At 61.6% G+C, this 11,917-nt stretch carries 11 protein-coding genes; 3 read left to right on the forward strand and 8 right to left on the reverse strand.

What is annotated here, in order from left to right; all coding sequences use genetic code 11:
* Positions 1 to 17 precede the first annotated feature (17 nt).
* Positions 18 to 686 (forward strand): RES family NAD+ phosphorylase, encoded by a 669-nt coding sequence (locus ACTORR_RS09305; RefSeq protein WP_256218604.1) that lies wholly within the window; start codon positions 18 to 20, stop codon positions 684 to 686.
* Between the two features lie 35 nt (positions 687 to 721).
* Here ACTORR_RS09305 and ACTORR_RS09310 read toward each other — a convergent pair whose 3' ends face one another.
* The 4 genes from ACTORR_RS09310 to ACTORR_RS09325 all read right to left on the reverse strand — a co-directional run bounded on the left by ACTORR_RS09310 (position 722) and on the right by ACTORR_RS09325 (position 5,334).
* Positions 722 to 1,360: a hypothetical protein gene (locus ACTORR_RS09310; RefSeq protein WP_177332361.1), complete on the reverse strand. Its 639-nt coding sequence runs from the start codon at positions 1,358 to 1,360 to the stop codon at positions 722 to 724.
* 156 nt (positions 1,361 to 1,516) lie between these two features.
* A complete protein-coding gene (gene cysN / locus ACTORR_RS09315) occupies positions 1,517 to 3,418 on the reverse strand; it encodes a sulfate adenylyltransferase subunit CysN (protein WP_441343621.1) in 1,902 nt (633 codons plus the stop codon).
* Positions 3,419 to 3,434: 16 nt separating this feature from the next.
* Positions 3,435 to 4,352, reverse strand: a complete 918-nt coding sequence (gene cysD, locus ACTORR_RS09320) for a sulfate adenylyltransferase subunit CysD (protein WP_054884652.1) — start codon at positions 4,350 to 4,352, stop codon at positions 3,435 to 3,437.
* Positions 4,353 to 4,575: 223 nt separating this feature from the next.
* Positions 4,576 to 5,334 carry a Nif3-like dinuclear metal center hexameric protein gene (locus ACTORR_RS09325; RefSeq protein WP_262108700.1) on the reverse strand — a complete coding sequence of 253 codons (759 nt, stop codon included), beginning with the start codon at positions 5,332 to 5,334 and terminating at the stop codon, positions 4,576 to 4,578.
* 168 nt (positions 5,335 to 5,502) lie between these two features.
* Between ACTORR_RS09325 and algW the strand changes: the two genes are divergently transcribed.
* Positions 5,503 to 6,663 (forward strand): Do family serine endopeptidase AlgW, encoded by a 1,161-nt coding sequence (gene algW, locus ACTORR_RS09330; RefSeq protein ID WP_054884654.1) that lies wholly within the window; start codon positions 5,503 to 5,505, stop codon positions 6,661 to 6,663.
* Positions 6,664 to 6,706: 43 nt separating this feature from the next.
* Here algW and ACTORR_RS09335 read toward each other — a convergent pair whose 3' ends face one another.
* The 4 genes from ACTORR_RS09335 to ACTORR_RS09350 form a co-directional block, all read right to left on the reverse strand.
* Positions 6,707 to 7,471 carry an amino acid ABC transporter ATP-binding protein gene (locus ACTORR_RS09335; RefSeq protein WP_027918029.1) on the reverse strand — a complete coding sequence of 255 codons (765 nt, stop codon included), beginning with the start codon at positions 7,469 to 7,471 and terminating at the stop codon, positions 6,707 to 6,709.
* Between the two features lie 10 nt (positions 7,472 to 7,481).
* Positions 7,482 to 8,579 carry an amino acid ABC transporter permease gene (locus ACTORR_RS09340; protein WP_054884655.1) on the reverse strand — a complete coding sequence of 366 codons (1,098 nt, stop codon included), beginning with the start codon at positions 8,577 to 8,579 and terminating at the stop codon, positions 7,482 to 7,484.
* A 10-nt stretch (positions 8,580 to 8,589) separates the two neighbouring features.
* Positions 8,590 to 9,768: an amino acid ABC transporter permease gene (locus tag ACTORR_RS09345; protein ID WP_054884656.1), complete on the reverse strand. Its 1,179-nt coding sequence runs from the start codon at positions 9,766 to 9,768 to the stop codon at positions 8,590 to 8,592.
* A gap of 67 nt (positions 9,769 to 9,835) precedes the next feature.
* Complete coding sequence (locus ACTORR_RS09350; RefSeq protein ID WP_054884657.1) at positions 9,836 to 10,864, reverse strand: amino acid ABC transporter substrate-binding protein; 1,029 nt, start codon at positions 10,862 to 10,864, stop codon at positions 9,836 to 9,838.
* Between the two features lie 331 nt (positions 10,865 to 11,195).
* Between ACTORR_RS09350 and ACTORR_RS09355 the strand changes: the two genes are divergently transcribed.
* Positions 11,196 to 11,852 (forward strand): alpha/beta hydrolase, encoded by a 657-nt coding sequence (locus ACTORR_RS09355; RefSeq protein WP_054884658.1) that lies wholly within the window; start codon positions 11,196 to 11,198, stop codon positions 11,850 to 11,852.
* Positions 11,853 to 11,917: the final 65 nt, after the last annotated feature.

The raw sequence follows: 11,917 nt of genomic DNA on the forward strand, positions 1-11,917 counted from the left end.
TTGCTCGGAGGCATTTCATGAGCGGTATGGCGAAGCAGCCCGAAAATACAATCGCCAGGCAAGTGCTGGAAACACTGAGGCGTTACCCGGAGCTGATACGCCAGATACCCGTAGGTACCGTGGTGCACCGCGTCCAGCCTTCCCTTTACGATGCCAACCCCGTCAACTACCGAGCAGACTCCGACACCCGCTATGCCGATCCCGCCAAACAGATCGGTGTCTATTACCTCGGTCTCACTGAGGAAGTTGCCGTCGCCGAGTCGTTCCAGCCTGGCCAGGGTGTTGATAACCAGTCAGTAAGTCTCTGGCGACTAGCGCAAACGTCACTGCATCGACTCAAGGCGGCGCGTGTATTGAACGTGGTTGACGTGGCCGCATTGGCGAATAGAGCCACCCACCACAAAGTGCGCGATATCGTGCAGGCCAAGGGACAGGGGCGAGAGGGATATGCACTCACCCAAAAAATCAGCCAGGCATGCATGAATGTCGCTGAGGTCGATGGCCTGCTCTATCAGTCAGCGGTCTACACCGTGACCGGGTCAATGGACGGGTGCAACCTTGTGCTGTTCGAGGGCCGGAGGCGCCAAGTCGAGGCGATCAGCCACCAGCTGGTAATGGAAGCACTGCTATTGAATGGCGAGACGGCTGTGGAATTCCTGGAAAGTCTGGGTGTAGTACTGGAGTAAGCACGAAAAAGGCGGACCTCTCACGAGGCCCGCCTTCACTGTCCCGCCATCAACGCATTCCGGTAGTCACGCTTGATGATTTCCAGAGCGGCTGGATCATCCAGCATTTCAAACCGGGGCACTTCGTGGCTCGGCTCACCTGGATCGGAGTAATCCATTCTGCCGACCAAGTGCTGAACGAGCGTGTTCATTGCTTCCGTATCAGCAGGATCAACATCAAGCGATGTCATCAATGCCTCAACGATTGACCTTGGCTTGTTTTCGGCAAACTGAAACGACGGGTAGAACTTTCTGCGATTGCCGGTCTTGGTGTAGGCCAGGAGCTTCCCCGCCTTGGTCTTCTGACTCAGTGCTTGCTTGGTAATGCCCAGGATTTCGCACACTGCTTTGGCGTCAAGCAGCTCACAGCGGCTGTCTACCCGTTCAAAGGCGCGCGCCTTCATCCTGGCCACCGCTTCCTGGTTGCGCGTAGCAATACTGCGTTTCGCCTCAACCTCGACCTCGACCTTGGCGAGCGCAGCAAAAGCCTTCTCGTCCGCAAGCGCCACGGCTTTGAGCACTACCGCAGCCGACGCTCGGGCAAGATGCTCCTCGAAGCGCTCCCGCAATGCAGCCTTGGCAGCCTCGATGCTTGCTAGCGCGGGATGAATGGCATCGTGGGTGACCGCACTCATAGACCCTCCTCAGGGCCTGAATAGCCCATGTGTCTATAGGCTAGGCCGCCGCGAAAAACATGTCAACTTGTCAATTAGTCAAAATATAAATCAACCATAGATATCCCCACCAACAAAAAACCCCGCCGAAGCGGGGTTTTCCACAAGCAACAACGCTTAGATCGCGCCACGCTGCCGCAGCACATCCAGCACCTGCTTCACACCTTCCTCAACGCTGGTGCTCTGGGTGTCGATCACCAGGTCAGCATCCAGCGGCACATCGTACGGGAAGCTTTCGCCCGGGATATTGTCGCCACCGGCTGCGTACAGGCCCTGCGGGTCACGCTCACGGCAGGCCAGCGGCGAGGCCTGAACGTACACGGTCACCAGGCGCTCTTTGCCGATCAGCGCCTTGGCCTGCTCGCGACCTTCGGCATCCGGGGCAACGAACGCAGCCAGGGTCAGCAGGCCAGCTTCGTTGAACTGGCGCGCCACATGGGCTGCGCGGCGCCAGTTCTCGGTGCGGCCGGCGCGGTCCTGTGGCAGGCCCTTGTTCAGGTCGTGGCGCAGGTTCTGGCCATCGAGCACGTATACCGCACGGCCCATGTCGAACAGCTTGCGCTCAACGGCATAGGCCAGGGTGCTCTTGCCAGCGCCGGACAGACCGCTGAACAGCACGGTGGCCGGCTGCTGGCCGAAACGCAGGGCGCGCTCTTCGGTGGACACGTGAGCGAGCTTGCCATGCTGCCCGGCGCCGCCGTGCGGCAGGACTGGCGGCGCGATGATCATGCCGGCGCCGACGGTGCCGTTGGTCAGGCGGTCGATGACGATGAACGCACCAGTGGTGCGGTTGCTGTCGTAACCGTCCAGGGCGATCGCGGCGTCCAGGGCGACCTTGACGCGGCCGATCTCATTCAACTGCAACGCGCTGGCAGCGCCCTGCTCCAGGGTGTTCACATCAACTCTGTGGGTGATGCTGGCAATCGAGCCCGGCACATAGCTGGTGGCGCGCTTGATGTCGTACTTCTTGCCCGGGAGCATCGGCTCCTCGGCCATCCACACCAGCATGGCGTCGAACTGGTCGGTAACTGGCGGCACGTTATCGGCGTGCACCAGCAAGTCGCCACGGGAGATGTCGATCTCGTCTTCCATGGTCAAGGTCACGGCCTGGCCTGGGCCGGCGTTCTCCAGTTCACCTTCGTAGGTGACGATGGACTTGACCCGGCTGCTCTTGCCCGACGGCAGCACGACCACTTCGTCACCCTTGTGCACCACGCCGCTGGCGATGGTGCCGGCGAAGCCGCGGAAGTTCAGGTTCGGGCGGTTGACGTACTGCACCGGGAAGCGCAGATCGGTGACGTTGCGGTCGGCCGACACTTCAACGGTCTCGAGGATTTCCATCAGGGTCGGGCCGGCGTACCAAGGCGATTGCTCGCTGTGGTTGACCACGTTGTCGCCCTTGAGCGCCGACATCGGCACGAAGTGCAGGCTGCTTGGCTTCAGGTTGATGGCATCGGCGAACTTCAGGTAGTCGGCCTTGATCGACTCGAACACGCCTTCGTCGAAGCCTTTGAGGTCCATCTTGTTGACTGCGACCACGATGTGCTTGATGCCCAGCAAGGATGCGATGTAGCTGTGGCGACGGGTCTGGGTCTGCACGCCGTAGCGGGCATCGACCAGGATGATCGCCAGGTCGCAGGTGGACGCGCCGGTGGCCATGTTGCGGGTGTACTGCTCGTGGCCCGGGGTGTCGGCGATGATGAACTTGCGCTTGGCGGTCGAGAAGTAGCGATAGGCGACATCGATGGTGATGCCCTGCTCGCGCTCGGCCTGCAAGCCGTCTACCAGCAGCGCCAGGTCGACTTCTTCGCCGGTGGTGCCAACTTTCTTCGAATCACGGGTGATGGCCTCGAGGTGGTCCTCGTAGATCATCTTCGAGTCGTGCAGCAGGCGCCCGATCAGGGTGCTCTTGCCGTCATCCACGTTACCGCAGGTGAGGAAACGCAGCAGTTCTTTACGCTCGTGCTGAGCCAGATAAGCGAGGATATCTTCGCTGATCAAATCGGATTGGTGCGACATGGAGTGACCCTGAAAATTAGAAGTAGCCCTGACGTTTCTTGTCTTCCATGGAACCGGCGCCATCGTGGTCGATGACTCGGCCCTGGCGCTCGGAAGTGCGCGTCAGGAGCATTTCCTGAATGATGTCGGTGAGCGTTTCGGCTTCCGACTCGACAGCGCCCGTCAGCGGGTAGCAGCCGAGGGTACGGAAACGCACCTTCTTCTTGACGATGCGCGCCTTTTCTTCCTCGGAAAGGTGCTCGAGGATGCGATCGTCGTCGATCATGATCAGGGTGCCGTTCTTTTCGATGACTTCACGCTCAGCGGCGAAGTACAGCGGTACGATCGGGATGCCTTCGAGGTAGATGTACTGCCAGATGTCCAGCTCGGTCCAGTTCGACAGCGGGAAGACGCGGATCGACTCGCCCTTGTTGACCTTGCCGTTGTAGACGTTCCACAGTTCCGGGCGCTGGTTCTTCGGGTCCCAGCGGTGCTTGCTGTCACGGAACGAATACACGCGCTCCTTGGCCCGGGACTTCTCTTCGTCGCGGCGCGCGCCACCGAAGGCGGCGTCGAAACCATGCTTGTCCAGCGCCTGCTTGAGGCCCTGGGTCTTCATGATATCGGTGTGCTTGGAGCTGCCATGGGTGAACGGGTTGATGCCCTGCGCCACACCCTCAGGGTTGACGTGGGTGATCAACTCCAGGCCCATTTCCTCGACCATCTTGTCGCGGAAGCGGTACATCTCCTGGAATTTCCACTGGGTGTCGACGTGCATCACCGGGAACGGCAGCTTGCCCGGGAAGAAGGCCTTGCGCGCCAGGTGCAGCATCACGGCGGAATCCTTGCCGATCGAGTACAGCATCACCGGGTTGTCGAACTCGGCGGCCACCTCGCGGATGATGTGGATGCTTTCCGCCTCCAGCTGTTTCAAGTGCGTCAGTTTGTCGACCATGGCTACTCACGAAAAACGATCTTATGGACGGCCTGCGGGCCGTGTTCGAGCGAGCCACTTTATCACAGGGGCTGCTTCTATTTAGGAGGCGGGCTAGATCGAAAAAGTCTAACGATATGACTGCGGGTTTGGGCTGGCAGGCCCGGCCCTTTCGCGGGTAAACCCACAGGCCCGGCGCGATCCCGTGGGAGCGGGTTCACCCGCGAAGCAGGCGACACCGATGTCAGATAGGATTCGGGCAATCGATGAACAGGTGCTCCAGGGCGAAGCGCCGCGCCAGGTAATCACCCAGCGCCTGCACCCCATAGCGCTCGGTAGCATGGTGCCCGGCAGCAATGAAGCTGACGCCAGTCTCGCGGGCGCTGTGATAGGTCTGTTCGGACGCCTCGCCCGTGAGGTACAGGTCAACTCCCGCAGCAATCGCCGTGTCGATGTAGCCCTGCCCGCCCCCGGTGCACCAGCCCACCCTGCGGATCATCGCGTCACCTTCTACCAGCAATGGCTCACGCCCGAGCACTTCCTGCACCCGGCGGGCAAAATCGCGCGCGGTCACCGGTTCCGCCAGCGAACCGACAAGCCCGACCACCTTGGGGTTTTCCGGGTCCAGCGGGCCTTCGACAGTGACGTCCAGTTGCCGCGCCAGCTGCACGTTGTTGCCGACTTCAGGGTGCACATCCAGCGGCAGGTGAAACGCCAGCAGGCTGATGTCGTGCTTGAGCAGGGTCTTCAGCCGGCGTTGTCGGATCCCGGTCACGCAGGGGTTCTCGCCCTTCCAGAAGTAACCATGGTGCACCAGGATCAGGTCGGCCTCGGCTTCGACCGCCGCATCCAGCAAGGCCTGGCTGGCGGTGACGCCGCTGACGATGCGGCTGACCTGCGGCCGGCCCTCGACTTGCAGGCCATTGGGGCAATAGTCCTGGATCTTCGCGCTGCCCAGGTAGCGTTCGGCTTCCTCGACCAGGGTGTTGAGAGCGACGGCCATGAAAATCTCCTCGAAATCTGCGCTTTTCACGGGCGCAACGCCTGCAGAACGCCCGTATAATGCCGGCCATTATGGGCCGTCGCCGGCATCGGGGGAACCGGTGTATGATCGCGCGCGCTCATGCCCCATTGCGCGGCCACCGGCCCCCGCTCTTTCCAGGACTCGTTCATGTTCAAGGCGTTGCGTTACTTTGGCTGGCCCCTGCTTACCGGTGTTCTGATTGCCGTACTGATCATCCAGCGCTACCCGGAGTGGGTCGGCCTGCCCAGCCAGGACGTCAACCTGCAGCAAGCTCCACAAACCACGCGGATCATGCAGGGCCCGGTGTCCTACGCCGACGCCGTGACCCTCGCCGCCCCGGCCGTGGTCAACCTGTACACCACCAAGGTGGTGAACAAGACCGCCCACCCGCTGTTCGAAGACCCGCAGTTCCGCCGCTTCTTCGGCGACAACCTGCCCAAGCAGCGCCGCTGGGAGTCGAGCCTGGGCTCGGCGGTGATCATGAGCCCCGAGGGCTACCTGCTCACCAACAACCACGTCACCAGCGGCGCCGACCAGATCGTCGTGGCCCTGAAAGACGGCCGTGAAACCCTGGCACGGGTGATCGGCAGCGACCCGGAAACCGACCTGGCGGTGCTGAAGATCGACCTGAAGAACCTGCCCGCCATCACCATCGGCCGCTCCGACAACATCCACATCGGTGATGTGGTACTGGCCATCGGCAACCCGTTCGGCGTTGGCCAGACCGTGACCATGGGCATCATCAGTGCCACCGGCCGCAACCAGCTGGGCCTGAACAACTACGAAGACTTCATCCAGACCGACGCGGCAATCAACCCGGGCAACTCCGGCGGTGCACTGGTCGACGCCAATGGCAACCTGGTCGGCATCAACACCGCGATTTTCTCCAAGTCCGGCGGTTCCCAGGGCATCGGCTTCGCCATTCCGATCAAACTGGCACTGGAGGTGATGAAGTCGATCGTCGAGCATGGCCAGGTGATCCGTGGCTGGCTGGGCATCGAAGTGCAGCCGTTGAGCCAGGAGCTGGCTGAATCGTTCGGCATGCAGGGCCGTCCGGGCATCGTGGTGGCCGGGATCTTCCGCGACGGCCCGGCACAGAAGGCCGGGCTGCAGCTGGGCGACGTGATCCTGAGCATCAACGGTGAACCGGCCGGTGACGGGCGCAAGTCGATGAACCAGGTAGCGCGGATCAAGCCGACCGAGAAGATCACCATCGAGGTGATGCGCAATGGTCAGCAGCTCAAGCTGATTGCCGAGGTGGGGCTACGACCACCACCGGCGCCGAGCCCGGCGAAGGAAGAGAACTGAAAAAAAGGGGCCGCATGCGCGGCCCCTTTTTTCACTGCGTGTATCAGTGCAGGATCTGGCTGAGGAACAGTTTGGTCCGGTCACTGCGCGGGCGGTCGAAGAAGTCATCCGGCGCCGCCTGCTCGACGATTTCCCCTTTGTCCATGAAGATCACCCGGTTCGCCACGGTGCGGGCAAAGCCCATTTCGTGGGTCACACAGAGCATGGTCATGCCGTCCTCGGCCAGGCCGACCATGGTGTCGAGCACTTCCTTGACCATTTCCGGGTCCAGCGCCGAGGTCGGCTCGTCGAACAGCATGATCTTCGGCTTCATGCACAGCGCCCGGGCAATCGCCACACGCTGCTGCTGGCCACCCGAGAGCTGCCCTGGGAACTTGTGCGCCTGCTCCGGAATGCGTACCCGCTCAAGGTAGTGCATGGCGATTTCCTCGGCCTTGCGCCGTGGCATCTTGCGCACCCACATCGGTGCCAAGGTGCAGTTTTCCAGAATGCTCAGGTGCGGGAACAGGTTGAAGTGCTGGAAGACCATGCCCACCTCTCGGCGGATCGCTTCGATCTGCTTGAGGTCGTTGGTCAGTTCCACGCCATCGACCACGATGCGGCCCTGCTGGTGTTCCTCCAGGCGGTTGAGGCAGCGGATGGTGGTCGACTTGCCCGAGCCGGATGGCCCGCACAGGACGATGCGCTCGCCCTGGCGCACGTTCAGGTTGATGTCCTTGAGCACATGGAACTGGCCGTACCACTTGTTCACGCCCTGCATCTGGATGATGCCTTCGGGGCCGGCAGGCTGCTTGATCGCTTCACTCATTTCGAAACTCCTAACGCTTGTGGCCAGTGTCCAGCTTGCGCTCCAGGTGCATGGAGTAGCGGGACATACCGAAACAGAAAATCCAGAACACCAGGGCGGCAAACACGTAGCCCTCGGTGGCCATGCCCAGCCAGGCCGGGTCAGCGGCGGCTTGCTTGACGCTGTTGAGCAGGTCGAACAGGCCGATGATGATCACCAGGCTGGTGTCCTTGAACAGGGCGATGAAGGTGTTGACGATACCGGGGATCACCAGCTTGAGCGCCTGCGGCAGAATCACCAGGCCCATCGAGCGCCAGTAGCCCAGGCCCATGGCAGCGGCGGCTTCGTACTGGCCCTTGGGGATAGCCTGCAGGCCACCACGGACCACTTCGGCGACATAGGCCGACTGGAACAGGATCACCCCGATCATCGCTCGCAGCAGCTTGTCGAAGCTCATGCCTTCCGGCAGGAACAACGGCAGCATCACCGACGACATGAACAGCACGGTGATCAGCGGCACGCCACGCCAGAACTCGATGAAGGTCACGCAGACCACCTTCACCGCCGGCATCCGCGAGCGCCGGCCAAGGGCGAGCAGGATGCCCAGTGGCAAGGCGCCGACGATCCCCACGGTAGCGATCACCAGGGTCAGCATCAGGCCGCCCCACTGGCTGGTGGCGACATTGCTCAGGCCCAGCACGCCGCCATGCAGCAAGGTGTAGGCGATGATCGGATACAGCACCAGAAAGCCCAGGCCGTAGAAGGCCTTGCGCGGGAAACGCTTGATGAACAGCGGTGCCGCACCGAGCACCGCCAGCCACACGGTGAGGTCGACACGCCAGCGCAGCTCGGCCGGGTAGTAGCCGTACATGAACTGGCCGAAGCGCTGCTGCACGAACACCCAGCAGGCGCCCGACCGGGTGCAGTCAGCGCGGGTAGTGCCGACCCAGTTGGCGTCGATCAACGCCCATTGCACCAACGGTGGCACGATCAGCCACACCAGGTACACGGCGAACACGGTCAGCAGGGTGTTGAGCCAGCTGGAGAACAGGTTTGCACGCATCCATGCGAGCACGCCGACGGTTTTCACCGGTGGCGGCATGTCGGGTTTGAAAACATGAGCATTCACGGGCGTATCCTCACCGCTCGATCAGCGCGATGCGCTTGTTGTACCAGTTCATCAGCAGCGAAATGCTGATGCTGATGGCGAGATAGACACTCATGGTGATGGCGATCACCTCGATGGCCTGGCCGGTCTGGTTGAGCACGGTACCGGCGAACAGCGAGACCATCTCGGGGTAACCGATACCGGCCGCCAGTGACGAGTTCTTCGCCAGGTTCAGGTATTGGCTGGTCAGCGGCGGAATGATCACCCGCAGTGCCTGGGGGATGATCACCTTGCGCAGGGTCGGGCCGTCGCGAAGGCCAAGCGAGTGGGCCGCTTCGGTCTGGCCGTGGCTCACCGAACGAATGCCGGAACGCACGATCTCGGCAATGAACGCCGCCGTGTAGATGGTCAACGCCAGGGTCAGCGCCAGCAGCTCAGGGATCAACACCCAGCCGCCGACAAAGTTGAAGCCTTTGAGCTGCGGTACCTCCCAATGCACCGGGCTGCCGAACAGCAGCGCGCAGGCACCTGGAATGGCGATGAGCAGCGCCAGCCCCACCCAGAACTTGTGGAACGGCTCGCCGGTTGCGTCGAAGCGCCTGTTGGCATAACGCACCATCAGCACGATTGCCACCAGTGCCAGCACCAGGGCGACCACGAACGGCCAGAAGCCTTCGGCCATCGAGGCACCGGGCATGTTCAGGCCCCGATTGCTGATGAAGAAGGCATCGTTGATGTTGATGCTGCCCCTTGGCCCCGGCAGGGTCAGGAACACCGCGAAGTACCAGAACAGGATCTGCAGCAGCGGCGGAATGTTGCGGAAGGTTTCCACATAAACGGTCGCCAGCTTGTTGATCATCCAGTTCGGCGACAGCCGCGCCACGCCGATGATGAAGCCAAGGAGGGTCGCCAGGATCACGCCGATGAACGTCACCAGCAAGGTGTTGAGCAAGCCGATGACGAATACCCGCGCATAGCTGTCGGATTCCACGTAGGGAATCAGGTGCTGGGCGATGCCGAAGCCAGCGCTACGTTCGAGGAAGTCGAAGCCCGAGGTGATACCCCGGTGTTGCAGGTTGGTTTGCGTATTGTGAAACAGGTACCAGCCCAGGCCCACCACGAAAGCGATCGTGAGAACCTGGAACAGCCACGCGCGCACTCGTGGATCACTCAGGGTCAAGCCCTTCCGTGCGCCGATATGATTTTGCATGAAGTGCCCCGGACATTAGGGATTCGAACAGCCCGCGGCGGCAACACGCCGCCGCAGGGTGCAACCATCAGCGCACGGGTGGCGCGTACTGGATGCCGCCGTTGTTCCACAGAGCGTTCAGGCCACGGTCGATCTCCAGCGGTGTGCTCTTGCCCAGGTTCTTCTCGAACACTTCGCCGTAGTTGCCGACCTGCTTGACGATCTGCACTACCCAGTCCTTGGGCAGCTTCAGGTCCTTGCCATATTCACCGTCTGCGCCCAGCAGGCGGGCAACGTCCGGGTTCTTGGTGGACTTGGCCTCGGCCTCGACGTTCTTCGAGGTGATGCCGGCCTCTTCGGCGTTGAGCATGGCGAACAAGGTCCACTTGACGATGCTGAACCAGTCTTCGTCGCCTTTGCGCACTACCGGGCCCAGGGGTTCCTTGGAGATGGTTTCCGGCAGCACCACGTAATCTTTGGGCGATGCCAGCTTGGAGCGCTGGGCGAACAGCTGCGACTTGTCCGAGGTCAGCACGTCGCAACGACCGGATTCCAGCGACTTGGCGCTTTCGTCGGAGGTGTCGAAGGTGATCGGGGTGTACTTCAGCCCGTTGGCGCGGAAGTAGTCCGAAACGTTCAGTTCGGTGGTGGTACCGGCCTGGATGCAGATGGTCGCACCGTCGAGTTCCTTGGCGCTGGAAACGCCGAGCTTTTTATTGACCAGGAAGCCGACGCCGTCGTAGTAGGTCACGCCCGCGAACACCAGGCCCATGCCGGCATCGCGCGAGCTGGTCCAGGTGGTGTTGCGCGACAGCACGTCGACTTCGCCCGACTGCAGCGCGGTGAAGCGTTCCTTGGCGTTGAGCTGGCTGAACTTGACCTTGGTCGCGTCGCCGAACACGGCGGCGGCCACGGCGCGGCAGACATCGGCGTCGATACCGACGATCTTGCCCTGCGTATCAGGTACCGAGAAGCCTGGAAGACCGTCGCTCACGCCACACTGGACGAAGCCCTTCTTCTTTACCGCATCGAGCGTGGCGCCGGCCTGGGCGGTGCTCACGGCGCCCAGTGCAGCGGCAGCGGTCAGGACTGCCAGGGTGGTTTTCAACATCTTCATTCACAACCTCCAAATCGCTCTTGTTGTACGAGCCGGAATTGCACCGCACCCTTATGAGGCGCATCCGACCCTTGTTGGCTTGTTATTGGGTCAATTGGCGCAATGGGCTGTTCTGTGACAGCCTTCGCGTGCAGAGGGTGTTACCGTCACGGCCCGCCCTTTGCATCGTATGAAGAAGTGCAAAGCGCGTACCAGATTTGCTGGCTGGAGCGTTTAAGCGCTCGTCAAGTAGGGAAAGTTGTATCGTTGCGACATTCTTTTTCCGACAATCAATTGCAGCGCCTTCTTTTCACGCACGGCCTAATAACATCCGCACTCTTTCGGAGCAGTCATGACCAACCCGTTGATTCTCGAACCCCAGAAAACCGCTGACGCCTGTGTGATCTGGTTGCACGGTTTGGGTGCCGACCGTTACGACTTCCTACCAGTGGCCGAATTCATGCAGGAACGGCTGACCAGCACCCGCTTCGTCATGCCCCAGGCGCCGACCCGCCCGGTGACCATCAACGGCGGCTACGCCATGCCCAGCTGGTATGACATCAAGGCCATGACACCGGCCCGCGCCATCGACGAAGCACAGCTGGAAGAATCGGCCGAGCAGATCATCGGCCTGATCAAGGCCGAGCAGGCCAAGGGCATCAACCTGTCGCGGATCTTCCTCGCCGGCTTCTCCCAAGGTGGCGCGGTGGTGCTGCACACTGCCTATATAAAGTGGCAGGAAGCGTTGGGCGGAGTGATCGCCCTGTCGACCTACGCCCCGACCTTCTCCGACAGCCATCAGCTGAGCGCTTGCCAGCAACGCACCCCGGCCCTCTGCCTGCATGGCGTGCACGACCCGGTAGTGATTCCGTCCATGGGCCGTACCGCGTTCGAATACCTCAATACCTGGGGCGTCGCCGCACGCTGGCACGAATACCCGATGGAGCACGAGGTGGTGGTCGAGGAACTGAGCGATATCCACGACTGGCTGAGCAAGCAATTGCAATAAGCCTCAGCTTCTGTAGCTGTGGGAGTTTTCCGCTACGCCGCGCCCAAATCTTGCTTTACACTGCC

Source organism: Pseudomonas sp. SAR267, from assembly GCF_052077595.1.
In the GTDB taxonomy this organism is placed as follows: Bacteria; Pseudomonadota; Gammaproteobacteria; order Pseudomonadales; family Pseudomonadaceae; genus Aquipseudomonas; species Aquipseudomonas vlassakiae.

Bases quoted from the DNA above. Each gene is read 5' to 3' on its own strand.
- ACTORR_RS09305 (WP_256218604.1), top strand. From the start codon at position 18: ATGAGCGGTATGGCGAAGCAGCCCGAAAATACAATCGCCAGGCAAGTG.
- ACTORR_RS09310 (WP_177332361.1), bottom strand. From the start codon at position 1,360: ATGAGTGCGGTCACCCACGATGCCATTCATCCCGCGCTAGCAAGCATC.
- cysN (WP_441343621.1), bottom strand. From the start codon at position 3,418: ATGTCGCACCAATCCGATTTGATCAGCGAAGATATCCTCGCTTATCTG.
- cysD (WP_054884652.1), bottom strand. From the start codon at position 4,352: ATGGTCGACAAACTGACGCACTTGAAACAGCTGGAGGCGGAAAGCATC.
- ACTORR_RS09325 (WP_262108700.1), bottom strand. From the start codon at position 5,334: ATGGCCGTCGCTCTCAACACCCTGGTCGAGGAAGCCGAACGCTACCTG.
- algW (WP_054884654.1), top strand. From the start codon at position 5,503: ATGTTCAAGGCGTTGCGTTACTTTGGCTGGCCCCTGCTTACCGGTGTT.
- ACTORR_RS09335 (WP_027918029.1), bottom strand. From the start codon at position 7,471: ATGAGTGAAGCGATCAAGCAGCCTGCCGGCCCCGAAGGCATCATCCAG.
- ACTORR_RS09345 (WP_054884656.1), bottom strand. From the start codon at position 9,768: ATGCAAAATCATATCGGCGCACGGAAGGGCTTGACCCTGAGTGATCCA.
- ACTORR_RS09350 (WP_054884657.1), bottom strand. From the start codon at position 10,864: ATGAAGATGTTGAAAACCACCCTGGCAGTCCTGACCGCTGCCGCTGCA.
- ACTORR_RS09355 (WP_054884658.1), top strand. From the start codon at position 11,196: ATGACCAACCCGTTGATTCTCGAACCCCAGAAAACCGCTGACGCCTGT.